The 24510-nt window shown below is 26.8% G+C and carries 26 protein-coding genes; 3 read left to right on the top strand and 23 right to left on the bottom strand.

Annotation, left to right across the window (positions count from 1 at the left end; all coding sequences use genetic code 11):
* Positions 1-60 precede the first annotated feature (60 nt).
* The 17 genes from MarbSA_RS03265 to MarbSA_RS03345 all read right to left on the bottom strand — a co-directional run bounded on the left by MarbSA_RS03265 (position 61) and on the right by MarbSA_RS03345 (position 10968).
* The gene (locus MarbSA_RS03265; RefSeq protein WP_042701557.1) at positions 61-573 is read right to left on the bottom strand and encodes a 50S ribosomal protein L5; all 513 of its coding nucleotides are present in this window, start codon (positions 571-573) and stop codon (positions 61-63) included.
* Positions 573-1301, bottom strand: coding sequence for a 30S ribosomal protein S4e (locus tag MarbSA_RS03270; protein WP_042701560.1), 729 nt, complete (start codon positions 1299-1301; stop codon positions 573-575). The genes MarbSA_RS03265 and MarbSA_RS03270 overlap by 1 nt, the downstream gene beginning before the upstream one ends.
* A 1-nt stretch (position 1302) precedes the next feature.
* Positions 1303-1656: a 50S ribosomal protein L24 gene (rplX, locus tag MarbSA_RS03275; protein WP_042701563.1), complete on the bottom strand. Its 354-nt coding sequence runs from the start codon at positions 1654-1656 to the stop codon at positions 1303-1305.
* A gap of 18 nt (positions 1657-1674) precedes the next feature.
* On the bottom strand, positions 1675-2073 hold the full coding sequence (locus tag MarbSA_RS03280; protein ID WP_054834725.1) for a 50S ribosomal protein L14: 399 nt from the start codon (positions 2071-2073) through the stop codon (positions 1675-1677).
* On the bottom strand, positions 2074-2394 hold the full coding sequence (locus tag MarbSA_RS03285; RefSeq protein ID WP_042701570.1) for a 30S ribosomal protein S17: 321 nt from the start codon (positions 2392-2394) through the stop codon (positions 2074-2076). It lies immediately after the preceding gene.
* A gap of 56 nt (positions 2395-2450) precedes the next feature.
* Positions 2451-2732: a ribonuclease P protein component 1 gene (rnp1, locus tag MarbSA_RS03290; RefSeq protein ID WP_042704377.1), complete on the bottom strand. Its 282-nt coding sequence runs from the start codon at positions 2730-2732 to the stop codon at positions 2451-2453.
* 226 nt (positions 2733-2958) lie between these two features.
* The gene (gene yciH, locus MarbSA_RS03295) at positions 2959-3297 is read right to left on the bottom strand and encodes a stress response translation initiation inhibitor YciH (protein WP_042701572.1); all 339 of its coding nucleotides are present in this window, start codon (positions 3295-3297) and stop codon (positions 2959-2961) included.
* Entirely contained in the window at positions 3298-3504 is a 207-nt protein-coding gene (rpmC, locus tag MarbSA_RS03300) for a 50S ribosomal protein L29 (protein WP_042701575.1), read from the bottom strand.
* A gap of 54 nt (positions 3505-3558) precedes the next feature.
* A complete protein-coding gene (locus MarbSA_RS03305; RefSeq protein ID WP_221061843.1) occupies positions 3559-4404 on the bottom strand; it encodes a 30S ribosomal protein S3 in 846 nt (281 codons plus the stop codon).
* 4 nt (positions 4405-4408) lie between these two features.
* Positions 4409-4870 (bottom strand): 50S ribosomal protein L22, encoded by a 462-nt coding sequence (gene rplV, locus MarbSA_RS03310; RefSeq protein WP_042701580.1) that lies wholly within the window; start codon positions 4868-4870, stop codon positions 4409-4411.
* Positions 4871-4941: 71 nt separating this feature from the next.
* Positions 4942-5352 carry a 30S ribosomal protein S19 gene (gene rpsS, locus MarbSA_RS03315; RefSeq protein ID WP_042701583.1) on the bottom strand — a complete coding sequence of 137 codons (411 nt, stop codon included), beginning with the start codon at positions 5350-5352 and terminating at the stop codon, positions 4942-4944.
* Positions 5353-5370: 18 nt separating this feature from the next.
* Entirely contained in the window at positions 5371-6096 is a 726-nt protein-coding gene (locus tag MarbSA_RS03320) for a 50S ribosomal protein L2 (RefSeq protein WP_042701585.1), read from the bottom strand.
* 42 nt (positions 6097-6138) lie between these two features.
* The gene (locus tag MarbSA_RS03325; protein WP_042701588.1) at positions 6139-6399 is read right to left on the bottom strand and encodes a 50S ribosomal protein L23; all 261 of its coding nucleotides are present in this window, start codon (positions 6397-6399) and stop codon (positions 6139-6141) included.
* A 48-nt stretch (positions 6400-6447) separates the two neighbouring features.
* Positions 6448-7212 carry a 50S ribosomal protein L4 gene (rpl4p, locus tag MarbSA_RS03330; protein ID WP_042701591.1) on the bottom strand — a complete coding sequence of 255 codons (765 nt, stop codon included), beginning with the start codon at positions 7210-7212 and terminating at the stop codon, positions 6448-6450.
* Positions 7213-7271: 59 nt separating this feature from the next.
* A complete protein-coding gene (gene rpl3p / locus MarbSA_RS03335) occupies positions 7272-8282 on the bottom strand; it encodes a 50S ribosomal protein L3 (protein WP_221061844.1) in 1011 nt (336 codons plus the stop codon).
* A 666-nt stretch (positions 8283-8948) separates the two neighbouring features.
* A complete protein-coding gene (locus MarbSA_RS03340; protein WP_221061845.1) occupies positions 8949-9806 on the bottom strand; it encodes a putative RNA uridine N3 methyltransferase in 858 nt (285 codons plus the stop codon).
* A gap of 520 nt (positions 9807-10326) precedes the next feature.
* Positions 10327-10968 (bottom strand): METTL5 family protein, encoded by a 642-nt coding sequence (locus MarbSA_RS03345; protein ID WP_054835678.1) that lies wholly within the window; start codon positions 10966-10968, stop codon positions 10327-10329.
* Between the two features lie 553 nt (positions 10969-11521).
* Here MarbSA_RS03345 and MarbSA_RS03350 point away from each other — a divergent pair.
* Positions 11522-13012 (top strand): acetyl-CoA carboxylase biotin carboxylase subunit, encoded by a 1491-nt coding sequence (locus MarbSA_RS03350; protein ID WP_042701601.1) that lies wholly within the window; start codon positions 11522-11524, stop codon positions 13010-13012.
* A gap of 271 nt (positions 13013-13283) precedes the next feature.
* Positions 13284-14204, top strand: a complete 921-nt coding sequence (locus tag MarbSA_RS03355) for a biotin--[acetyl-CoA-carboxylase] ligase (RefSeq protein ID WP_082398100.1) — start codon at positions 13284-13286, stop codon at positions 14202-14204.
* A 182-nt stretch (positions 14205-14386) separates the two neighbouring features.
* Here MarbSA_RS03355 and MarbSA_RS03360 read toward each other — a convergent pair whose 3' ends face one another.
* The 5 genes from MarbSA_RS03360 to rqcH form a co-directional block, all read right to left on the bottom strand.
* Positions 14387-15562, bottom strand: coding sequence for a TIGR03576 family pyridoxal phosphate-dependent enzyme (locus MarbSA_RS03360; RefSeq protein WP_221061846.1), 1176 nt, complete (start codon positions 15560-15562; stop codon positions 14387-14389).
* 428 nt (positions 15563-15990) lie between these two features.
* Positions 15991-16488 carry a TIGR00288 family NYN domain-containing protein gene (locus MarbSA_RS03365; RefSeq protein WP_042701610.1) on the bottom strand — a complete coding sequence of 166 codons (498 nt, stop codon included), beginning with the start codon at positions 16486-16488 and terminating at the stop codon, positions 15991-15993.
* 313 nt (positions 16489-16801) lie between these two features.
* A complete protein-coding gene (locus MarbSA_RS03370; RefSeq protein WP_042701612.1) occupies positions 16802-17116 on the bottom strand; it encodes a hypothetical protein in 315 nt (104 codons plus the stop codon).
* 642 nt (positions 17117-17758) lie between these two features.
* On the bottom strand, positions 17759-18499 hold the full coding sequence (locus tag MarbSA_RS03375; protein ID WP_042701615.1) for a hypothetical protein: 741 nt from the start codon (positions 18497-18499) through the stop codon (positions 17759-17761).
* Positions 18500-18881: 382 nt separating this feature from the next.
* Positions 18882-20900 (bottom strand): ribosome rescue protein RqcH, encoded by a 2019-nt coding sequence (gene rqcH, locus MarbSA_RS03380; protein ID WP_221061847.1) that lies wholly within the window; start codon positions 20898-20900, stop codon positions 18882-18884.
* A gap of 526 nt (positions 20901-21426) precedes the next feature.
* Here rqcH and MarbSA_RS03385 point away from each other — a divergent pair.
* Positions 21427-21720, top strand: coding sequence for an EMC6-like membrane protein (locus MarbSA_RS03385; protein WP_052332057.1), 294 nt, complete (start codon positions 21427-21429; stop codon positions 21718-21720).
* Between the two features lie 212 nt (positions 21721-21932).
* Here the strand turns inward: MarbSA_RS03385 and MarbSA_RS03390 are convergent, their stop codons facing one another.
* A complete protein-coding gene (locus tag MarbSA_RS03390) occupies positions 21933-23819 on the bottom strand; it encodes a DUF2070 family protein (RefSeq protein ID WP_221061848.1) in 1887 nt (628 codons plus the stop codon).
* Positions 23820-24510: the final 691 nt, after the last annotated feature.

Consider the following 24510-nt stretch of genomic DNA (forward strand, 5'->3'; position numbering starts at 1 on the left):
ATTTAAAAATTAATTATCCAAATTAATTATTAACTAATTATAAACATAAATCCAATAAAATCATTCCTGATCAATATTTACTTGGAAATTATCTTTCATATATTTAATAGTCTCTTCTTTTTTGACCATATGTCTTTTAGGAATTTTCTTTTGTTGAATTTTTCTTCTTTTAATCCTATAACCCGGTTTTTCAAAAGTAACAGAAACATTCATACCAAATATACCAATATCTGGATCATAACGGATTCCTGGAATATCAATATGTTCTGCTATACCAAAAGAAACATTACCTTGATCATCAAATTGCTTCTCTCTTAAAGTATTGCCAATACCATCTAAAACCATTTTAATAGCTTTATCAGCCTTTTCACCACGTAAAGTAACTTTACAAGCAATAGGTTGGTGTTTTCTAATACCAAATTCAGGATTGGTAACTTTAGAAAAAGTTTTTACTGGATCCTGACCAGTTAAATTAGATAAAAGATCCATAGCACGAGATAATCTTTCCCCAGATTCTCCAACACCAATATTTAAAGTAGCTTTAGCTATGACAACTTCTTCCATAGGATTCATTATTTACCTCCTGGAAGTGATATTGCAGGTTTGTCTTTACCTATAACAAATGCATAATCTTTTAATGTGAGGAAATTCTCCTTTTTATCATTTTCAACAACAACAGTATTAGGGTTAGATGATTTATTAATATTAATTTCATTAATTTTACCAATCTCACCAATATGTTTACCACCAGTAATAAGTACTAAAGCACCTTCTTCAAACTTGAAATTATCTGTAATTTCTTGTTCAGGAACAGCTAAACTTACTACATCACTAGCAGAAAAAGAATCTTCTACAAGAACATTTCTACCATCATGGAGGTTTAATTGGATTTTACCTTTTTTGAGTGTAGTTTTATTTGTTATCTTACACAATTTAAATCCACTATTTTCTTTTGAAATAGGGTGAAGAGTTAATCTACCTTTTAAATCTGGTAAAACTCTATAAAAATCTTCAGATGCTGGAATTTCAACTACATCCATAAAACCTACTGGATATTTGTAATCTTTTCTAGCTCTACCATCAACTAATACTTTGCCAGTATTAATAATTCTTTTTGCTTCTCTTGAGTTATCAGCTAAACCTAAAATATCTCTAATTACAACGAGTAAAGATAAAGAATCTTCAATAGCATGAGGTCCCGCTGCAGGTTTGACCGTCCATTTATTTTCTTTTGGACTAATAGGCCAACTTTTAGGAGCTTTAAATCTTTTAAGATGTTTTCTTGATCCCATTTTTGCCATTTTATCCCTTCCTGTCAATAATTCTGCTTCTTCTTTCGTCTTTTAAATCTGCATTAACAATCATCAAATTAGATGGGTGAACTGGGAAGAAAACTGAATTTCCATCAGGTTTACTTAAAGTAGCTCCTTCAACAATAATTTTATAATTTCTAGAGTCTATTTTTTCAACTTTTCCTTCATGCCCTTTGAATTCCCCACGCATGATTTGTACAGTATCACCAGTCCTAATAGGTAAAGATTTTTTTCCAAAGTCTTCTTTTAAATCTTTACTTAAAGTGACACTCATAATGTTACGGCGAAGATGTAAAGGTGCATTGTAAAGAGCTTTTCTTTGTTTTCTTGGTTGTTTTGACATTTTATCACCATTCATTAATCAAATCAAAATGCTTGCAGCACTTCCAACACTAGGCCATCTATCTGCTGCTTCTTTAGCAACAGGCCCTCTAACTTCAGACCCTTTTAATACTCCTTCAGGAGTAATAATAACAGCCGCATTATCTTCAAATTTCACTCGAAAACCATCTGCACGACGATATTCTTTTTTTTGTCTTACAACAACAGCATTGACAATTTCTCTACGCATATCAGCAGTACCCTTTTTTACAGAAGCAACTACAAGATCGCCAACACCTGCAACATCAAGTCTTCTACGTACTCCTTTATATCCTTTAACAGATATAATTTCTATTTCACGTGCACCTGTATTATCTACACAACTGAGACGAGCCCCAATAGGCAGAGATTTAGATACATTAGATGTAAGAGTTTTCATTTAGTTGTCTCCTTTTACTTCTACTAAAACAAAATGTTTAGTTTTACTTAAAGGTCTGCATTCTGCAACCTTGACTGAATCTCCAATTTTTACATTGAAACAATCAGGTTTGTGAACATTAATTTTTGATTTTCTCTTTTCATATCTTTCATACTTTCGTATGAACTTGTAAAAACTGCGTTCTACTGTAATAGTCCTTTCTGCTTTATCACTAACAACAATTCCTTCAAGGACTTGTCCTCTAACTGGTAAAGTTCCATGAAAAGGACAGTTAGAATCATTACATTCAGCTTCTACTTGTTGAACATTAAGACCAACCATATTATCACCAATATAACTTTTTAACAGTAATATTATAATATTGCAATTTTTTAATATTACAATTTTTTATATTTCTTTTTAATTCTATCTTCAGGACGGCTAACTAAAATCTTTCCGTCTATTTCAACTAATTCTCCATTTGGAAGGAATAAGTGAAAAATTGAAACATCTTTAGGTATAACTTTAATTTCATCAGTTTCAGTTTCAACAGAGATAGTTTTTTTCCTTTCATCTATGATTTTCCCACTAACTCCAATTAAAAAAATATTAGAACTTTCAACAACCTTTAAATATAACCCAATCAACTCATGGTGAAAAATATTTTTTGAGGTAATCATATTATCTAATAATTGGATAGTAGGCTTTAATGACATTAAATGATATAATACAAATGATATAGATAATTATATGATTATTAAAAATTATAACAAAATTTATAAGATATTTATAGTACTATCTACCAATAATAATATTTTACCAGTAAATATAATTACTAATAAATATTTTACTAATAATTTTCACTTATATAATAATATAATAATCATTAATTCAAATTTCTAAAGATTAATGTCTCCTTTTATTGAATTTTTTATCAGAATCTCTGATTTCAATAGTGTCTGAAGAGAAACCCATATCAGATAAAACTTCTTTAACTTTCCTTTTATGGTCACCTTGAAGTTCTATTTGACCTTTTTTAGCTGTACCTCCACAAGCACATTTAGCTTTTAATTCTTTAGTAAGCTCTTTAATATCAATATCATGTTCGTCTATACCTTCTACAATTGTCATAAGTTTTCCGAATCTTCTTCTAACTGTATAAACTTTTACAGTTTGAACTTCTCTTGCAATTTCTTCACAAACACAAAGTTCTTCAGGAAGACCACATACATCACAGATTTTCATTTAGTTCTCCTTCTGTTTTTGGTTCATAATTGTAAGAACCCGAGCAATAGTCCTTTTAAGTTCTCGGATTTTACCAGGATTTTCATTAACCCCAGCAGCAGAACTTTTAGAAATATTTTTAGCTAGTTCTGCTTTGAGTTCAATCAATTTTTCTTGAATGTCCTCAACTTCCATTTCCCAAATTTCTCTACTTCTTAAAATCGCCATTTACTTCAACTCTTAATAAATAAATATTAATTTTAAAGGATTGATTTAATTATCCTATCCTTCTGAAGTCTCATTTAGAGCTTTTTCTGACTTTTCAGATTCTTCTGATTCTTCTGAAATTTCTTCATCAGCAATTTCATCTTCAGATTCAGAATCAATTTCTTCAAGCTCCTCTAATTCTTCAAGTTCTACTTCATCAATTTCTACTTCTTCTTCAGCAACTTTAGCATCAGAGACATCGTCTACTTCCAAATCAATAACAACTTCATTAGATGTAGATTCTTCAGATTCTTCAGAAGATTCCAATGTTGGAGGTAAAATATCAACTTTATCTGGTAAAACAGCTTCAGGAGGCATTATCCTAACAAAAATTCCTAAAACACCAGGTTTTAATTGTACAGTTGCAAAACCTTCTTTAACAAATCTTGTTGATGGTTCTCCACATTTTTTAATATATCCTTCTACGAATTTAGCAACAGCAGATCTGGATCCTCTAATTTTACCAGAAATAGTTACTTCTACACCTTGAGCACCAGCACCCATAATTCTACGAATGGTTGAATAAGCTACCCTTCTGAAGTGCATTCCTCTTTGTAACATTGATGCAATTTTATAAGCCATAATTTTTGGATTGAGCTCAGGTACATCAACCTCTTTAACTTCAACTTGAGGATTATCAAGATCAAAATCATTTTTAAGAGTTTGTGTAATAGCTCTTACAGTTTTTCCACCCCTACCAATAACCATTCCTGGTCTTTCAGCATATACAACTACCATTGTACCTAAAGGAGTTACCTGAACATCCATTCCACCATAACCGGCTCTTTCAAGTTCATTTTCTAAATATTCGTCAATTTTAGTCCTTCTAAGACCTTCAGTGACAAAATCTTTTTCAATCATTAATTTAAGCCTCCCCTAAAACAATTTGCACATGGGTTGTAGGTGTATTAAATGGAGTTACTCTTCCAAATGCTCTTGGAATTCCACCTTTTATTACAAAACCTCTATGACTAGAAATATGTACAATTTTTAAGTTTTCAGTATCCAGACCTTTATATTCAGCATTAGCTTCAGCATTTTCTAAAATTTTTAAAATTTGTTTAGCTGCTTTAACTGGATATCTTCCACTAGGCCATCCATTTAACCCTTTTCTATGTCCCACTTTCTTATTGTGTCTTTTAAAAGGAACTGCCTTTTTCATGTCAATTACTTCAATTAAGTAATTTTTTGCTTTTTCTACATTCATTCCTCTTATTGCCCTACATATCTCAACAGAATGCTTTGGAGAAATTTTAAGAGTTTTACCCATAGCACGAGCTGTTTTAGAGCCATCTTCATCATTATAAGCATATTTAATATCAGCCATAAAATAATCTCCTTATTTATTTAACAACAAGTCAATTTTGTTCTTATATACAAATCTTACTCATTGCAACCTTATTTAAGAGGCACGAACATAGATGATCTGGTAGCTCCCATACCTGGGTCTCCATGTTGAACTCTTTGCCTAGTTGGTGCAAATTCACCAAAGTAGCAACCAATCATTTCAGCAGTCAATTCAACTTCAACAAACTCTTTACCATTGTAAATACCAAAAATAGTTCCTACCATTTCAGGTAAAACTATCATATCCCTACAATGAGTTTTGATAACCAGAGGTTTTCCACCTTTTTGTTCTTGTTTTTTCAACTTTCTAAATTTATCCAGCACAGTTTGTTGCCTTGGTAAAAATCCTCTTTTTAAAGATCTTCTTTGCCTTGCTGGTAATATTTTCATTAAATCCTCTAAAGACATTTTTTGTAATTCCTCTAGAGTATAACCTTGATATTTAAATATTTTTCTTGCCAAACAGTCACATCCTTAGTATTATCTTCTCTTACCGGTTCTTCTAGCCGCAATAGAACCAACCTTTCTTCCTGGAGGTGTGTGTCTAGAAACTGTAGTAGGTCGTCCAGGATGTTGTCTGTTTCCTCCACCATGTGGGTGATCTACTGCATTCATAGCTACCCCTCTTACAGTCATAGATTTCTTACCTTTAGCTTTAAAGGCATGCCATCTCTTACCTGCTTTAAGGAATGGTTTATCTTTTCTTCCTCCACCTGCTACAACACCGATAGTTGCCCTACATGCTGGATTGAAAGATTTTAACTCTCCAGATGGAAGTTCAATAACAGCCTTATCAGCATCATGTGTAATTAAAGAAGCATAAGTTCCAGAAGATCTTACAAATTTTCCACCATCTCCTGGTCTATTTTCAATATCATAAATTGGAGTTCCCTCAGGGATTTCAGCTAAAGGTAAAGAGTTACCAAAACTTATTGGAGCTGAAACACCACATTCAATATTATCATCAATTTGAATACTTTCAGGAGCTAATATGAACTTCTTTTCACCATTTTCAAATTTAACCTGAGCAATAGGAGCAGACCTTCCAGGATCATGAACAATATCCACAACTTTTCCTTTTAGGCTTCCCTGTTTTTCAATTTCATCATAAGTCCTATATTGGATCTTATCCTTAAAACGATGAGAAGCACTACGATAAGCAGGAGTTCCTCTTCCTCTTCTTTGGTGTATTAATCGTTTTCCCATTTTTTATTCTCCTTATATGTTTGTATCCTTTATATTCCCTATCTAGAATACTCCCATTTTAACAGCTACATCTTCTGCAGCATTTTCTTCAACTAAAGAAATGTATGCTAACTTAAGCCCTTTTGAATTTATATGAGTATTTACGCTTTTAACTTTTTCATCAAATAAATATTCAAAAGCATTTTTGATAGCTTTTTTATCAGTTTCTCTTAAAACAACAAAAGTAAGTTCATTTCTTTGATCAATTAGATTCATAGTTTTTTCTGTAACATGAGGTCTAACAATAACTGAATACGGATCCATGTTATCCACCTTCTTAATTATTCCAACAAATAATTCCCAATAAGGAATCTATTGGAATAATCCTCCTAATTTTTCGATAGCGGATTTAGTAAATATAGTTAATCTACCTGGATGAGTACCAGGAGCTAATAATTCCGCATTAAGATTTTCAACAGTTACAACATCTACACCAGCATGGTTTCTCGCACCCAAGCTAATTCCTTTATCATCAGCAACAACTATTAGAGGTCCTTTAGCTTTTTTATATTTTCTACCTCTTAGTTTACCCTTACCTGCTCTAATTTTTCTACCTTTTTTTGCTCTAGAAATATCTTCAAAAATTCCTAAATTTTTGAAAATTTCCCTAGTTTCTTTGGTTTTCTTAATAGTTGCAAGTTCGTCATCAACAATTAAAGGTAGTTGTGGAACATTTTCAACATTATGCCCTCTTTCTTCCACAAGATTTTGATTACATGTAGCTGCAATAGCAGATCTAATAGCAAATCTTCTTTCTTTGACATTTATCTTTTCATGATAAACTTTTTGAGGTCTTGGAGGATGAGCTCTTCTTCCACCAATAGCTTGTGGAATAAATGCTGCTTTAGAACCATTTTTAATTCTTGGTACCATAGCTGCACCTCTACCTGAACCCCAAGATTCTGCAGAAGTTCTCTTACCTGCCATAGGATCAGATCCCCATGGTTGTATCCTTGCTGTTTGTGAAGAAATAACTGCTCTCTTTATAAGATCTGGTCTAAATTCTTCATTAAAAATAGCTGGAAGTTCAATCTCTTCTTTGACTTCTCCTTCCATTGTATAAACATTAACTTTCATGATCTACACCTTTTAAACACTAAAAACTTTGATATCTAAGAAAAATAACATTTGAATATTTAGACACCTTGTTTAGATTTTGTACTTATATAATTAATTTGAGGTGCGTCATTGGACTTACCTTTTGCCCTCATAGCTTTTCTGAGAATAACTAATCTTTTACTTGGACCAGGAAGAGACCCTTTAACCATAATATAGTCGTTTTTAACTAAACCATATTTAATAAATCCTCCATCTGGGTTGACTGCATCGACTTCAGATGAATCTCCAATTTTCAAGATTTTTTTGTTATATTCTGTTCTCTTATGGTAACCCATTTGTCCTGCTTGAGGTACTGTCCACATAGTTCTTGACGGTGTCCATGGACCCATAGATCCTATATGTCTCTTTTTACTACTCCTAGCAGCTTTACCATACTGTATCCTAATACCCCATCTTTTAACAGGGCCTTGGAATCCTTTTCCTTTAGTAGTAGCAATAGAATCAACATACTGACCATCAGAGAATACGTCAGTAGCTTTTACTTCATTGCCCAACAATTCAAGAGCCGCGTTTAATTTTTCTTCTGCAGTTTTTCCACCTATACCACATTCAAATATTTCCGGCTTTTTCTTAGGAACAGATGTTACTTTAGGGTTTGTGTGAACTAAAACTTTAATATCTACAGTTTCTTCTAAAGCTTCCTGAATCTTTGCAATAGCTTCAGATTGATTATATTCCTTTGGAAGTGAAACTTTCCTAGAAAGTTCTTTATCTAAATTATCTGCAAGAACTTCAGTAATAACTTTTAATCCGTAAGTAGTTTTTTCATATGCACGTACTCCCATTACTACAACAGGGGGTACTTCAAGAATAGTTACAGGTGTGAATACTTCCATACCACTGGTTGGAGAATTTTTATCATTATCAACCATCATAGCATGTGTCATACCGACTTTGTATCCAGCGAGTCCCAATAACTTTGACTCATCTTCTTGAGGCCAAGATTTTATTCTTGGTGTCTCTTTAGCAGCTCTTTTTCTAGGACTGAATGCAACTGATCCTTTCCTTGGCTGGTGATGTCTAACCATTTATTTAACCTCCTTTTATTACATCTTTTTGTATTTATCTTTATTCTGTATATTAATTTCCTTAATTAATAATTATTAATTAGTTCAATATTAATTAAACAATATTAAATTTACTTATTAATTAAATTTAGATTTATTTAATAAATAGTAATAAAGTAATAATTTAGCATACTTAATTAGAACATTATTCTTAATTAGATATTTATTTACAATATCTCTAATAATTATAATATATCTAATAAATAGAATACATCTAATAGTTAGAATTATATCAATAGATAAAATACATCTAATGATTAGAATATTGCCTATACTCCTAAAAGTTTTAGTATGCTAAATATAGCAATATTACTAGATAAACATGAAATTTAGATAGCTCTATCTAAATTAATAGCGAATGTTAATCAAAGAGCAAAGTCACTTGAGCAACAAACATCTAATTAAAATAGCATTATGGCTAACAAATAGCAATATAAAAGCTCGATTTACAAATTATAGTTCAATACTATAATCAAAACATTAATGCTTGCTTACTTTCATTTCAATTAACATATTCATAATAAATCTATAAATATAGCATATAATAAATTATTGAAGATTTATTTATCTTATTATCTTTTAAAAATTTATTATCTCGAAGATTTATTATTTCTAAAGTTAATTTCATCAACAGAAATTTAGCAACATATTTATAATTGACAAAGTCGAAATAACTGCTTCTTCGGTCCTTACAGTTTCAGTTCCCTGGGAAGGAATTGTATTTAGTTTAACTAAATCCCAAGAAAATCCACTTAAATCTTCGGAAATAGAAGAATAAGGTCCTCCAAAGACAATAGCAATATTATCAGCTTTATCTAATTTTTCTTCAAATTCATTAAAAATAGAATTTATTGTATCTGCATATCTTGTTGTTTCGACAACAAAATCGGGATTAACTAATTTCAAGCTATTTTTAAGACTTTTATGTGTGGATAATGTCTTATATCCCCAGTAAACGTCATCCGGTTCATCGGGTGTGACTATTACCTCTTTAGCTAATTTAGTGACTCTAAAGCTAAAAACTTTATTGACACTTAGCTGTTCTTTGCAAAAAGCCAGATTTTCCATACCTTTCATGCCACTATCACTTTTCATACCAATATCAATATAAGTCCCTTTCTTATTTCTTTTGACAGTGAATCCCTGCCTATAATCACCGACTTTTAAATCAGATTCAGTAGGATGATGAGGAGTTCTAAGAGGAGGGAGAATCCCTACATGCTTTAACTCAGAACGAATAGGAAATACTTTTTTTCTAAGATATTGAGGAGTATCCATATATCCGAGTACATCCGCCATGAAATCAGCGTCAGTTACATATTTATCATCATTTTGAGAAAGATCCTTATATATAACAATCTGATCAATTTTAAATAAAGCTAAAGCCCTACCTATAACTCCAATTTTAGAAGTTTTAATTTTTAAATCAGATGTCTCACTTAAGAATGAATCTGGAATGAATATAGAAACCTGTTTTTTATGCATTTATAGATATTTATCTTCATCTATATATAAAGCTTGTCATTAAAATGACATAGCTATCACTAAGTAAATTACAACTCAATATTATATCAATTATAATACTGGTAGCCAGAGAATTATTACATTAGCATCCTAATTTATTAACTTTTAATAAACTTATTGGTAATTAAAAAATGATTAAGCTATAATTAAACTTTTTAGCTTTTAATCATTTAATGATTAGATTTAATATTAAGTTTAATTATTAAGTTTAATTATTAATTTTAATTATATAATCAAAATGATTTTAAAATGATATATAATTAAAACTGGTATATTATTTGTATATTAATATATCAGGGTTAACTAAATACCAGCTACAAATTTCTTTATATTTTCTTAATAATCTTGATATATTCAATTGAATATATATTATTAAATTTTAGTTAAATAAGTATTTAAACTTTGCTAATATTTACAATAAATCATATAATAAAAATTTGGAATTAAAAACAAAATTAAAAACAAAAAGAATTAAAAAGAATTAAGAAGAATTAACAATTCGAAAAACAATCACATCAATATCTCTACTTTCCTGAGTGTGAAATTCATAGGTATTTAATAATGGAAACTTATAAAAAAATTCGTGAGTTATTTTTCCTCCTAAATTTTCGTAATAATTAACTACAAAATCCCAAGTTTCTGCTATATGGAATGAATAAGCAACATCTGCAAAGCCCATAGCTAATTCCATGAAAATTCTATCAACACCTCTTTTACCTCTAGATTGAGCTCCAAAAGGAGGATTTGTAATAACTGTGTCAAATTTAAAGTTAAAATCATCGTTTTTATGTAAATTATAAACATCATCAACGATAAAATTAATATTGGAAATATTCATATCATTAACAGTATTTCGTGCAATTTTTATAGCAGAAGAATCAATATCAACTCCTGTTGCACAGTTAGCATTAAGAAGCATTGAAGAAATAGCAAATACACCAGTTCCACAACCTAAATCAAGAATTGATTTATTAGAAATGTCACCTAAACTTCTTGCATTCCATAAAAGATCAGCAGCAATTGAAGCAGAAGTAGGATACTGTTCAAAATCAATTTTAGGAGATTCGAATCTTGGAATATTTTCAATAGCTATTTCTAAATGCCTTTTTTTTGTGATTTTCATATTTGACCTTATATTAACAATAATTCAATACTAATTGATTCTTTTTATATTAACTTTCTTATATTAACTTTATATTAACTTTCTTATAATTAGCTTTCTTATATTAAATTTATTATATTGATTTTCTTTATATATTAATTAATTCTAATTAGTTAATTCTATTTAATTAACTGATTCTTATTATTAGATAACTCATAATATTATACTAAAAAATTTTAAAAAATTATTTATAATATATTAATAATATATATGTTTATTATAATCTATATTAATTATCAATATTCTATTTATAATTATTATAATCTATTTATAACTATTATAGTCTATTTATAATTATTATTATAATTTATCTATAACTATCATAATTTATTATCATATTACTCAAGTATAAATTGTTTAAATAGATATAAAATGTTTAAATAATTTATTAAAATCTATAGAAACTTAGAATCTATAGAAAACTGAAATAAACTAAAATTAAAAATTATATATTTAACGAATTAAATAATAATTAAAGAATTATATGTTAATCAAAAACTAAAAGAGGCTCTAAATGTTTGATAAAGTATTAATTGCCAATAGAGGAGAAATAGCTATAAGAATAATGAGAGCTTGTCGTGAATTAGATGTTAAAAGCGTAGCGATTTACTCTGATGCTGATAAAACATCTCTTTATACTAATTATGCAGATGAAAGATATGCATTAGGTAATCCCTCTCCTTCAAAGAGCTACCTTAACATTGATAAAATAATGGATATAGCTATTGAATCAGGGGCAGAAGCTATTCACCCAGGTTATGGTTTCTTAGCTGAAAACTCAGAACTTGGAAAACAATGCGAAAAAAATGGAATAACACTTATTGGACCAAGTGGAAAAGTCATTGAATCTATGGGAGATAAAATCACCTCTAAAAAATTGATGAAAAAGGCAGGAGTTCCTGTTATTGGAGGAACAGAAAATGGAGTAACTGATATTGATGAAGCTGTAAAAATTGCAGAATCTATTGGTTATCCAGTTATTGTTAAAGCATCAGCAGGAGGTGGAGGGATTGGTATGCGTACCGTTTATGAAGAAGATGAATTAGTACGTGCAATTGAATCCACACAATCAGTAGCTTCAACAAACTTTGGAGACTCAACAGTATTTATTGAAAAATATATTGAAAAACCAAGACATATTGAATTTCAGATTTTAGCTGATGACCATGGAAACACAATTCATGTAGCTGACAGAGAATGTTCTATTCAACGAAGACATCAAAAATTAATTGAAGAAGCACCTTCCCCAATTATGACCGAAGAATTGAGAGAAAAAATGGGTGAAAGTGCAATAAAAGCTGCAGAATATATTAATTATACTAGTGCAGGAACAGTGGAATTTTTATACAGTGGAGGAGAATATTATTTCCTAGAAATGAATACTAGAATACAAGTAGAACATCCAATTACAGAAATAATTACCAATATAGACCTTGTTAAAGAACAATTGAAAATAGCCTCAGGAAAAGAATTAAGCTACTCTCAAAAAGATGTGAAAGTTAATGGACATGCAGTTGAATGTAGGATAAATGCAGAAAATCCATTGGCAGATTTTGCACCAAATCCTGGGAAAATTACAGGATATAGATCTCCAGGAGGTCCAGGAGTTCGACTTGATAGTGGAGTTTATATGAATTATTCAATTCCAACCTTTTATGACTCAATGATATCAAAATTAATTACTTGGGGAAGCAATAGAAATGAAGCTATAGCTAGAATGAAAAGAGCTTTGAGTGAGTATATTATTCTTGGTGTTAAAACAACTATTCCTTTTCATAAAGCAATAATGAGAAATAATCATTTTTTATCTGGTGATCTTCACACTCATTTTGTTGATGATTATAGAAAAGGAATTGATGATGATATAAGAGAGATAATGGAAGAAGAAACTGAAAGAATAAATCGTATGAGATCTACATTTATGCCTGGTAAAAAAGTAGCTGCTATTTCTGCGGCTGTAGGATCTTACTTAAATACAGCTAAAAATCAACAAATTAAAAAATAGTTTTAAAACCTGTGATTTAATAATAAATAATAATATTTATAATTAAAATATTCACAATTAGAGCATCTATAATTAGAATATTATAATTAAAATAAAAATAAAATAAGAAATGGATTAAAAATAAGAAATAATAGTTAAATAAAAAAAATAAACCATTATTTAATAAATAATAATTAATAAAAAAATAACAATTAATAAAAACAACAATTAAAAATTATAAAATAAATTATAAAATAAATTAAAAATTATAATATCTCTACTGCGTGATCTTATGAAAAAAAGTATGCAAGAACTTTTATCAAAGAATAAAGAGAAAATATCAAAAGAATCCGCTGAAAAAATTCTTAGAATTGATGAAGCAGAAATTGCAGAATTTTTAAGAGAAATTGGAAGTCAGGAAATAGAGTATATACCTAGTGGAATGATTAAAAAAGGATTAACTACTGAGTATATAGGAAAAAAAATTTATAGTTTTAATGAGGTTGAATCTACAAATAGTGTAGCTAAATTCTTAGCTAAACAAGGATCTCCTGAAGGTACTGTAATTATATCTGAAACTCAAACTAAAGGAAAAGGAAGAAGAGGTAAAAAATGGGAATCACCAAGTGGAGGAATTTGGCTTTCCATAATACTTAAACCAGATATTGACCCTTCAAAAGCACCACTTATAACTTTAGCTACTGGAGTTGCTGTAGCTAGAACTCTCAGAGGAATGAACATTGATGCTAGAATAAAATGGCCAAACGATATACTTATAAATAATAAAAAAGTCTGTGGAATCCTTACAGAAGCAAATGCTAAATTTAATACAGTAGAATATGTTATTGTAGGAGTAGGTATTGACACAAACTTAAATGTTGATGTTTTAACTGAAGATGTTAAAAAAAGAGCAACTTCTCTAAGTGTTGAAGCAAAAATAGAAATAAGTGAATCTGAAACTGTTTCAAACTTCCTTAATGAGTTTGAAGAAATATATGACTTATTTAAACTTGAACAGTTTGATGAGATACTATATGACTGGAGAAAAATGTCACAAACAATTGGAAGTTATGTTGAGATAAAACAGCCATTAGGAAAAGTATTAAAAGGAACTGCAGTAGGGATTAATAATCAAGGGGCTTTAATACTTGAACTAAACAATGGAGAGCTAAAAAAAGTAATCTCTGGAGAATGCACACTTAAAGAAAATTAACATATTTTAATCTCATAACATTACTTAATTTTTTTATTTATTATAATTTATTTTATAATTTATTTTATAATTTTTAATTGTTATTTTTTTATTAATTATTATTTATTAAATAATGGTTTATTTTTTTTATTTAACTATTATCTATTATACTTTAATTCTATATACTTCAAATTATTCCATAACTATTCTATATTAAATAAAACTTTTCTAGCCAAACTTTCATCTTTAGAGGCAGTTAATAAAGTCTTGAAAGAACTGTTTATTTTATCAAAAAGGAGATTTATATCTAAATTTTTAGCATCATTAGCTGCTAAGTCAAATCTAATTGTTGGTGAAGCTCCAGGCATAGAAACTGCAGGAATTGTAATTATATTCTCCTCTTTTAGAAGAATCATAGCCCATAAAAAACATAGATCCTTAGATGAAATATTTGGATTTATTTCATTATTAAGTAGTACTTCTTTTTCAAGAGATTTTTCAGAAACCATAATTCCAGTGGGAGTTTCCTCAAACATAGAAAAACTACTATCAACCAAAATGACTAATTTTTCCTTTTTAGATAAAGATTTTCTCAGATTATTTTCATCATATTCTTCAAGACCTTTAACCATAGCCAAAATACTTGGAGGTTGAGCTTCTAATCCAAATTGATGAGCTTTAGTCTTTATTTTATCTATTAATTCAGATTTTCCAGCCATTAAACCTCCTCTAGGACCCATCATAAGTTTATCTGTACTTGTAACAACTAAATCAGCCCCTAAATCAGTGGCTTTATCTTGAAAATAGATAGCTGTTCTAAGCCTAGCACCAGAAGCATCATCAACCAATACAGGAATATTATTATTCTTAGCAATACCTATAATATCTTTAAAATCATCTATTTCTAATATTTTATGATCCATAGTTGATCCTGTAATTATAACTAAAGAAGTATCTTCTAAAAAATTATTTTTAAAATCATCCACATTATCAAATTCTAAATATTTAGCACCTACAAGTTTACAACTACGAGGAATAGATGGGTGAGAAGGAAATTCTGGTAAAAAATGTATTACACTGGTATTTTTCTTAACAATAGCCAATATAGTAGCTAAAATTCCAGAACTAGTTCTATTGGCTGCAAATATTTTTTCACCACCAAGGTGTTCTTTACCAACAATTTGTAATTCTTCTTCGAAAATTGCAGGACCAATATATGTTTCTAAAAGATTTAAATCATTTTGTTTAGCTAAAAATCCTCCAGACAAACCAGTTAAATCACATAATGAGTTTTTACCCTTTTTATCAATTATTGATTTAATCACTTTAAGAGAAATCTCCCTTTTCTTCATCTCATCTAATGAATTTTTAATTAACATATAATCACCAAATAATAATATTAACAAAATAACAATAACAAAATAATAATAATAATAATAATAACCAAATAACAATATTAATCAAACAATAATACTAACTAAATAATATTAACCAAACAACATTATTAACTAAATAATAACAAAATAATAATAAATTATAAAATAAAAATAATTAAAAATTCTAATAAAAAGATATTGAAATATAAAATTTTTAGTTTATTTAAAATAAAGTTTAAATAGCTTGAAATAAGCTTTATAGAAGTTTTAAACATATTTTGCAAAAATAACTAATAAAATTTATAAAATCTTTTTTATAGACCTTTTTTAGACTCTATTTTAAACTATTTTTAAACTCTTTTTAGAAATTTGAAAAATTAAAAGTCAAAATATTCAAATGATATTATCAACTCATTCAAACATTCTTTAGATTAGCTTTCTAAAACCTCTCCTTCTGTTGAAAGAATAATACATTTATCACAAGAATTTTTTAAAGCAATTGAAAAACCATAATCAACCCCAATAACTATAGTCTCTTTACCATTCTCTTTAGCTTTATTTATAATAGGTAGGAAGTCTGCATCCCTAGTCATTAATGCTATTATATCGATGTTAGGATTATAAATTAATTCCATAGCTTCAACAGCCATATGAACATCAGTATCCCCAGCAACGACTAAAGGAGTAAATCCTTGATTTACAACAGCCTCGATAAGCTTATCTGAGGCGTATTGATTAAAAAGAACTTTAGCTATTCTCAAATCACCAGAAACATCTAACAAATTTTTTATAACTTTTAAATCTAAATCAAATTCTTTTCTAAGTATATTTGGACCATCAACTAGAAGTCCAATATTACTATCTTCAGCACCCTTCTTTCTAAGAGGCATATATCGATTTAGGGAAGCTAATTTCTCAAATTTTCTCATAAGCAATCAACAGAATTATTACATATTTTTTTTCTAATAATATATTTATTTAACATATTATATATATTTTTTACAAAAATACTAAAATAATTAATAAAATATTAAAATAATAAATAAAATAATAAATAATTAAAGGGTCATGCCAAATTATTCCTTTCAAAAAGTAAAAATAAAAAATATAGAATCAATATTAAGTAAAAAAAGAAATATAATTAAAGATTAAAAATAATATTTTAAAAATAATATTAAATAATTTTTTTAAAGATTTATAAGATGTTATATCTAATTTAAATTAGAAATATTAATAAAAATATTAATCTAACTTAAAATTAGCTTTGAATATTTCAGTTAGAACATTTAAATCTTTGTCAAGAATAGGTAAAGAAGTGAAATTCTCTTCTCCTTCATTATAAGAATATTCTGCATCGATTATTTTACCTTCAGCAGTAGTATAAAATATTATACTATCTCCTTGTTTCTCTGGATCTTTTGTAGGTAAAAATATTTCTACGGATGCTCCCAATTGATCGAAAAACTTTTCTTTTTCATTTTCATCTTTTGCAACCTTTTTAAATTTTCGGATTCTTGATTTCAATTTTTTTTCTGCAGCTTCTGTAATATCAGCCATAATATCACCCTTATTCTAATCTAGAAATATATTATAAATAATATATTTTATTATAATAATATAATAAATAATATATCATATTCAATATTATATCATAATCTATAAATCTTAAAGTATTAAATTTTAAACTATTAGATTTTAAACTATTAGATTTTAAATTCGATCTTTTGTTTTGTATTTTTTTATATTCTAAAATTTATTTCAAGCTTAGAATATTTACATTTAATATAAAATATAAAACTTATATTCAACATTAAATTTAAGCTATCTAAATTTTAAATTAAATTAATAAAGTAGTATTATTTAATCTTATAATAGTATATAAATGTTTATAGAAATTTTTTATAAAAACCTTTTAATACTATGAAATATTTTTGATACAAGTTTTTTTTGAATAAAATAATATTAGAATTAAACATTAAGTGAAACAATATTAAATGATAATTAATGACAAATAAAGAAAGATATTAATTAAATAAAAAACTTTTAATAAATGCATTTATACTTTTATGAATATATTAATAATATTAATAATTTTTATAAATATATTTATAAAAATTTTTTTAAGTATATTTTTCTATAATTCTTAAATAAATTTCTTTTAAATTAATATCTTACTTATGAAATAAGAAATAGAAATTTTCAATTTAACTTAATAAAACTTTCAATTACATAAATATCTAAATTATCTCCTTTCCACCCAATAGCAACATCTTTATCATTGATAGTAAAATAAGACCATATCATCTGACCAGTGAAATTCTGAGTAGAATAATTATCATACTGAACTATTCTTAGATTTTTACCAAGTAACATTATATTTGTATCATTAACAACATTATCATTAGCATACTCATAATTGATACGGTTTAAAGGATTTTCAACATTAGAATCATTAGTTACAACAATAGAAAATGAACTATTTCTTGCAAAAAGTTGTGAAAAGTTATCATAATCCACAAAATCGACTGATTTATTAGCTGTTAAATTCAAATAGCCTTCAATACTATCATATTCTGTTTTATTATTAATAATGACAAAATCATCATAATCTGATTTAATAAAACCTTGAAGTCCGTTGATAGTTATTTTAGAATAACCTTCTTTTGGTTCAATTTTTATATCAGAATTATTTTTAGTAGTTGAATTATTTTCAGCAGTTATATTTTTCGATGTAGTTGAATTATCATTACTATTGTTTGAAAACGTTTCAGTAATTGGCTCAAATACATCTGGCGCTAATATAGATAAAGAAGTAATTCCTACAACCAATATAACAATTATTACCAATAAACCAGGAAGGACACTTCTACTTCCTTTTTTACCCTTATATATACCATCATCATCGTTCTTTTTTGATATAATTACACCCCATAAATGCAATTATTATATAATTATTATGTATATTTATTAATATAATTATTATGAATTATTATGTAAATTATAATATTTCATAATAATTTATTTTATGTAATAGTTTATTTTATGTAATAATTTATTTTTATATAAACTTATTTTTATAGTAGCTTATTAAAAATATAAGTAACTATGTAATAATTTGTATTTAATTATATATAAAATATAAATAAAATCATGTTATTAATAAAATGATAATAATATAATGATGGAATAAAATGATAATAAAAGGTAATAATAAAATGATAATAAAATGATAATAAAAGGATAATAAAAGGTAATAATAAAATGATAGAATAAAATAATATAATAAAAGATATTAATAAAAATAAGTATAGTGATAAATTATCTAGGAATCAACAATATCACATTTACCAGATGGTAAAACTCTCACAACATCATCTAAACTGATTATGTTATCTTCATTAATCTTATGCAAAATTTTTTTAGCTATAGCCTCTTTTTTTGTATAGCCGGGTTTTATAATAACATAATTATCTGTATGAGAACTCACTGCATCAACTGGACCTGCCATGATTCTTTTTCCTTCATAATCAACAATACCTACTGCAATTTTTAAATTCAATCCACGAATATGATTCCTATTTCCTCGAATTATAAATGAACCTTTAGCTACAAACTCACCAGACTCTGGAGTTTTTGAAACTTGATCCGGATTAACCCAATATACATCCTGAGTTCCATAATTTTTTGACCATGCACTTGAAAATGAAGCTGCGAAAATTGCAGATTCTTTAAGGGTATTGTCATTTACTTTATTACCTTCAGTTTTTATTACTACTGAAGATGCTCCATGTATATCAGAATGAAGATATATATCATTATTATCTAAGTATTTCTTAACAACCGCCTCATTAGTATTTGCATCACGACCACCAATAACAAGAAAATTGTCAGAAGTAACAAACCATCTCAATTTTTCATACCAAGTAAGCTCCTTTTTAACTCTCTTTTGTGGAACCATAATATTATCCATAGCTATATCTCTCTTATCCTCCATTTTTTTTAGTTGCTTTTCAGTATTTTCAATAGCTATTAAAGCACCTTCAATCTTTCTTTTAGCTTTTTTAGCTTTTTCATAATACATTTCAGCATTTTCAGGAATAGGAATCTTAGAATCAATAGAAATTTTTTCACCATCAATATCGAGAACTAAATTACCTAACTTATCCATAGAATCTACAATCTGAGCTTCATCCATCCCCGATTTTTTAGCATCCTTTAATGTTTTAGATATCTGTTTCCAAGGATATTCTTTAGATCTTGCATTTTGAATAACATTTAAAAGATTTTCAATTTGAGAATAATTTGCATATAAAAGATCCCCCTTTTGTTTAGAAACTTTTATAGTATTTTTAAATCCATTTAATGTTTCATTTTGTATTTTAAGCCTTTTTTCATATTTTCCAACTTTTTTATCCCATATATCTTCTTGAACACCTTTAATTTCATCTTTGATTCTTTTTGAAAAAAATTCATCAGCAGCTTCATTGAAAGTGTCAAAATATTCTCTTTTATATTCATTATTATCTTCATAAAGTTGAAGATTTAAAGGTAAAACATCTTCTTTTGGTTTATTTATTTTATTTAAATCTTTAGAGCTATCTGAAACATTATCATTTCTTATAACAATGTTTGGATTAATCTTATGATTTTTTAAAGGATTAAATATATCTAAAATTGTTTCATAAATCTTATTAATTTCTTCATCTCCTAAATTAGAAGATATAGTCTTTTTATCTATACCTGATCTTAAAACAATTTCTTCAGAATATACTCCTCCTAAACCACTTCGAGCTAATGTTCTTATTAAATCTGTATTAGAATCATTAAATAATTGGATTAAATCCTTTTTTTGAAGTTCAAGAGGATTTATACCTCTTTTTGGAGGATATTTATATTCTTTTTTAGAACTAATATCTCTATCACTCCATTGCTTTCTTTTCAAAGGAATAACAATATTACCCGCTTCATCTAAAAGGATTATATTACCTTTAGAAAACAACTCAATCACAAGAGTGTAAGTTTTTTCTTTTTTGATTTTTATTTCAACAACACGATCAAAATTATGCTGTTTAATAGAAACAATATTAGCTCCTTTCAAGTGTTTTCTAAGAACCATTGGGAATGAAGGAGGGATTTTTGGATTATCTAAAGGATATCTAGTAGTATGAATCCTTACACCTGCTTGAAATACAACATCAACTCTTCCAGTACCTCTTACATGAAATCTCATAATAACAGTATCTTTAGTAGGTTGAAAGGATTTATCTACTCTTGCACCTTCTAAAATTTCATTTAATTCATAACATATAGCATTAATATCCACATTTGACATTGTTTTCATTGGTAAAACCCTTTTAATTCATATTATAAAGTTAATCATGATATTTTAAATTTTATAAATTATAAATATATAATAAATTAGTTATATACTAATTTAAGTAATCAAATAAATTAATGTTGTCAATTTATATTAATAAAAAAATAATTATCAGTTAATATATTTCTAATAAAATACTTATTAATAAAAGACTTCAATAAAGTAATTATTAAAAATAAATTTCTAATAAAATAATTAAATTTAGTTTTTTTAAACAAAGTAAAAAAATAAGTAAATTATATTAATCTTGATGAGTTTTTAAGAAATCTTTTAAAACACAGTTATATTTATAAGCTACATATTTAATATATGATAATCATATATTAATTAATTTATAAAATAAATCAATAAAATAATTAAACCACTAAATATATTAAATACTAAATATATTAAATTAATAAATATTAAATTGATAATAACTTATTGATGATAATACTTTATTTAATAATAAATTTAACTTATTATAATCTTTATTTATGGAGGAAACTTAATGGAGATAGATACTGGTGTTAAAATCACCTCAATACATATTGTAGCTGCTATAATTACAGGTTACATAACTTCCTTAATAAGTTTAGGAATGGTACCAGGAATTGGTCAAAACGACCTTATAGCAGGTGTAATTGGAATTATTGTACTTTATGCAATGGGTCAACTATGCGATAGATTATTTGGAAAACAAGAAGGATTCACAAAATGGTTATGGGATGGAATTGTTCCATTTGCATTTGCATGGTTTGTAGTTTGGACTCTTATAATAAATTATGCACCCGTAATTTTCTAAAATTATTTTTTATTAAATTACTTAAATTCTTCTAAATATTATTTATTTTTCCAAATATTAATTAATCTAATTATTAATTAAATTTCCAAATAATTATTTGAATTTTCTTAAATTCATTTTTTTTTATTATTAACTTTTAAATTTTATATTATTATTTTTTATATTATTTTTATACTTTTTTATAATAAAATTAAAGTTTTTATATTTTGAACTTATATTCCTGGCAAATAAAAAATCCATACAAAGACAAACAATATTGCTAAGATAAATATAATAGGAGCCATTATTTTACTAACAGCTACAATCGAACTAATTGTTGAAACTAATTCTATAGAGTTATTAGGTCCAAAGGTATTAAGCCCAACAATTCTTTCAACAGAACAACCCACTTCCACAGGTTCTAAATCATTAATAGCATCTTTAATACTAGTTTTAATGTAATTAATTATTTCTTCTCTTTTAGTAAGACCTACTGGGTTATATCCATTAGATAAAGTATTTACGAAATGAGTATCTGTTGTCATAACCTCAACTTCATCTATAGGCAATTCATCATCAGATTTAATAGCTTTAATGATTTCTTCTCTAAAACCTATCTCCATATTGTTTGAATCTAAAAGAATATAAGCCATTTTTTGGTCTTGAGCTTCTATAACCATTAATTTAAGACCACTCTCACCAACACCATTGTTTTTATCTAAGTCTTCCATTAAATCCTCTGCACAGCCTATTTTAATCCCTTTTTCAGTAGAATGACATTTAATTTTATCAATAGCATCTAAAAGGTGAAATACTTCAGGATTTCCTGGAAGTACTCTGCCTTTTTCTTCATTAAAAGAATTATGACAATCTACTATAACACTGTTTTTAACATTACAATGTTTCTTACTTTGACTCATCATAGATAAACCTACGCCAAACTCAATATCATCACTACCAAAAGGAGCAAAGGTACTTAACATAACCATACTATCATTAAAAAATTGAATTCCAACCTTAGCATTTACTTCACAATACCTTAAAAATTTACTAGCCTTATCGCCATAATTAATATCTTTTAAAGCATTTTTAACCGTATCTTCAATTTTATTAATCTCTTTTTGAGAAACAGGGTTGAAATCATGAGTAGAAGGGCCATGAGCAACCATAGTAAAATTTTCAAATCTATCTGCAAGGATTGTAGGCATATTAGAACCACCAATACTTCCAATAGGACCTGGATGAACACAAGGACTAATAAAAAGAGATTTTATATTAGTTTCTGAGTAGTTAATTTCTTCAACAGATTCGTTTTTATCAGGAGGATTTTTAATCTTTCTTCTAAAACTAACAATACCAACCAATGTATCAATTGGTTCTCCAATATCTTCAAATATCTTTTCAAGAGAACCACTACCATCACTAAGATGAGATATAAATAGACTAACAAAATCTAAAAGACCAATACCTAAATTTTTTCTCATAGGAGACTCAATTACTGCTACAAATGAGTATATAGCTAGTAAAAAGATTATATTAGCAACAATAACCTTTACAAATAATGATAAAAATCCAAACTCAAATACTTTATCTGCACTTCCAAGAAAAAGCACTACAACCAACATAGCTAAGATTAATAAAGGCTGTAAACAAGCTACAATTGCTGATTTAAAGAGTCCTATAGATGAGGTACTCCAAAAAACAAAAATTAAAAAAGCAAAAACAAGGACACAACCAAACAAAACAGCGTTAGTTAATAGTTCTATATTAAATATTGAAGATATTATAGTTCCTATAATAGCAATTAAAACTACTAAAACCATAGACATAAGAGCTAAAAGCATTGAATGTTTTGTTTTTAAATTAATACCTTTCATTGAAGTTATTAGCTGTTGACTTAAAGCTCCCCCAATAATAGAACTAATACCAAAAGCTCCAAAGCCAAATGCACCACCATAAAATATTTTTTCAAGAACAGTTAAATTCATAGAAGGATCAATAAAAAAAATCAATACTCCAGATATAAAACTAATAAATATCATGGAAAAGATTGATATTTTAGTGCTAGGGAATGTTCTAATATATTTTGATAAACCTGCTACATTACTCATACTTGACATTAATTAACACCTAACTCTGCTTCAAATAAAAACAATTTATAGACAATGCTAAATATTTAGTTTTCTAATATTTTTCTAATTAATACTAATCAATTTATTCAAATTAACCTATTCTAATATAAATCTATCTAATATAATATTATTCTAATATAATCTATCTAATATAACTTATTATGATATAAAATTATTTTAATATAATATTGTTTTGATTATTAATATTAATATAATAATATATAATAATTTTATTTAAAAATAACCATATAATATAATTAAAAATCAATCTTATTTATATAATGATTTTTATTTGTAATATTGAATAAATTAAATAAAATATTGAATAAATCTTAAATTAGATAATATCTTAAATAAATTTAATACTGTTTATTGAATAATTATTATTAAAAATATAGTTTTACAAAAAATGTATTTTTATAATATAATTATATTCTAAAATTATATTAATATTTAGATATTAATATTTAGATATTATAGTTATTAAATATATTATCTAATTTCAATATAAAAATTAATATATAATAAATAATAAAGAAAATATGAGTGGATAATTAAAATATAAATTAATTATTGAAAATTAAGTAGATAAGAATTTAAATAGAATCTTAATTTGAAATCTAATTATAAATCAAGATTAAACAATGAAAAATATAATTTTAGAATATAATTATATTAA

This window comes from Methanobrevibacter arboriphilus (assembly GCF_019669925.1).
In the GTDB taxonomy this organism is placed as follows: Archaea; Methanobacteriota; Methanobacteria; order Methanobacteriales; family Methanobacteriaceae; genus Methanobinarius; species Methanobinarius arboriphilus_A.

What these genes read in the sequence shown, in the direction of transcription:
- MarbSA_RS03285 (WP_042701570.1), bottom strand. Translation starts at nt 2,394, where the DNA reads ATGGTTGGTCTTAATGTTCAACAAGTAGAAGCTGAATGTAATGATTCT.
- MarbSA_RS03350 (WP_042701601.1), top strand. Translation starts at nt 11,522, where the DNA reads ATGTTTGATAAAGTATTAATTGCCAATAGAGGAGAAATAGCTATAAGA.
- rnp1 (WP_042704377.1), bottom strand. Translation starts at nt 2,732, where the DNA reads ATGATTACCTCAAAAAATATTTTTCACCATGAGTTGATTGGGTTATAT.
- MarbSA_RS03320 (WP_042701585.1), bottom strand. Translation starts at nt 6,096, where the DNA reads ATGGGAAAACGATTAATACACCAAAGAAGAGGAAGAGGAACTCCTGCT.
- MarbSA_RS03345 (WP_054835678.1), bottom strand. Translation starts at nt 10,968, where the DNA reads ATGAAAATCACAAAAAAAAGGCATTTAGAAATAGCTATTGAAAATATT.
- yciH (WP_042701572.1), bottom strand. Translation starts at nt 3,297, where the DNA reads ATGAAAATCTGTGATGTATGTGGTCTTCCTGAAGAACTTTGTGTTTGT.
- MarbSA_RS03365 (WP_042701610.1), bottom strand. Translation starts at nt 16,488, where the DNA reads ATGAGAAAATTTGAGAAATTAGCTTCCCTAAATCGATATATGCCTCTT.
- MarbSA_RS03390 (WP_221061848.1), bottom strand. Translation starts at nt 23,819, where the DNA reads ATGTCAAGTATGAGTAATGTAGCAGGTTTATCAAAATATATTAGAACA.
- rpmC (WP_042701575.1), bottom strand. Translation starts at nt 3,504, where the DNA reads ATGGCGATTTTAAGAAGTAGAGAAATTTGGGAAATGGAAGTTGAGGAC.
- MarbSA_RS03270 (WP_042701560.1), bottom strand. Translation starts at nt 1,301, where the DNA reads ATGGCAAAAATGGGATCAAGAAAACATCTTAAAAGATTTAAAGCTCCT.
- MarbSA_RS03325 (WP_042701588.1), bottom strand. Translation starts at nt 6,399, where the DNA reads ATGGATCCGTATTCAGTTATTGTTAGACCTCATGTTACAGAAAAAACT.
- rplV (WP_042701580.1), bottom strand. Translation starts at nt 4,870, where the DNA reads ATGGCTGATATTAAATATGCTTATAATGATGAAGATGGCTCTAAAACA.
- MarbSA_RS03265 (WP_042701557.1), bottom strand. Translation starts at nt 573, where the DNA reads ATGAATCCTATGGAAGAAGTTGTCATAGCTAAAGCTACTTTAAATATT.
- MarbSA_RS03370 (WP_042701612.1), bottom strand. Translation starts at nt 17,116, where the DNA reads ATGGCTGATATTACAGAAGCTGCAGAAAAAAAATTGAAATCAAGAATC.
- MarbSA_RS03305 (WP_221061843.1), bottom strand. Translation starts at nt 4,404, where the DNA reads ATGATTGAAAAAGATTTTGTCACTGAAGGTCTTAGAAGGACTAAAATT.
- MarbSA_RS03355 (WP_082398100.1), top strand. Translation starts at nt 13,284, where the DNA reads ATGAAAAAAAGTATGCAAGAACTTTTATCAAAGAATAAAGAGAAAATA.
- MarbSA_RS03280 (WP_054834725.1), bottom strand. Translation starts at nt 2,073, where the DNA reads ATGAAAACTCTTACATCTAATGTATCTAAATCTCTGCCTATTGGGGCT.
- MarbSA_RS03340 (WP_221061845.1), bottom strand. Translation starts at nt 9,806, where the DNA reads ATGCATAAAAAACAGGTTTCTATATTCATTCCAGATTCATTCTTAAGT.
- rqcH (WP_221061847.1), bottom strand. Translation starts at nt 20,900, where the DNA reads ATGAAAACAATGTCAAATGTGGATATTAATGCTATATGTTATGAATTA.
- MarbSA_RS03360 (WP_221061846.1), bottom strand. Translation starts at nt 15,562, where the DNA reads ATGTTAATTAAAAATTCATTAGATGAGATGAAGAAAAGGGAGATTTCT.
- rpl3p (WP_221061844.1), bottom strand. Translation starts at nt 8,282, where the DNA reads ATGGTTAGACATCACCAGCCAAGGAAAGGATCAGTTGCATTCAGTCCT.
- rpl4p (WP_042701591.1), bottom strand. Translation starts at nt 7,212, where the DNA reads ATGAAAGTTAATGTTTATACAATGGAAGGAGAAGTCAAAGAAGAGATT.
- MarbSA_RS03385 (WP_052332057.1), top strand. Translation starts at nt 21,427, where the DNA reads ATGGAGATAGATACTGGTGTTAAAATCACCTCAATACATATTGTAGCT.
- rplX (WP_042701563.1), bottom strand. Translation starts at nt 1,656, where the DNA reads ATGTCAAAACAACCAAGAAAACAAAGAAAAGCTCTTTACAATGCACCT.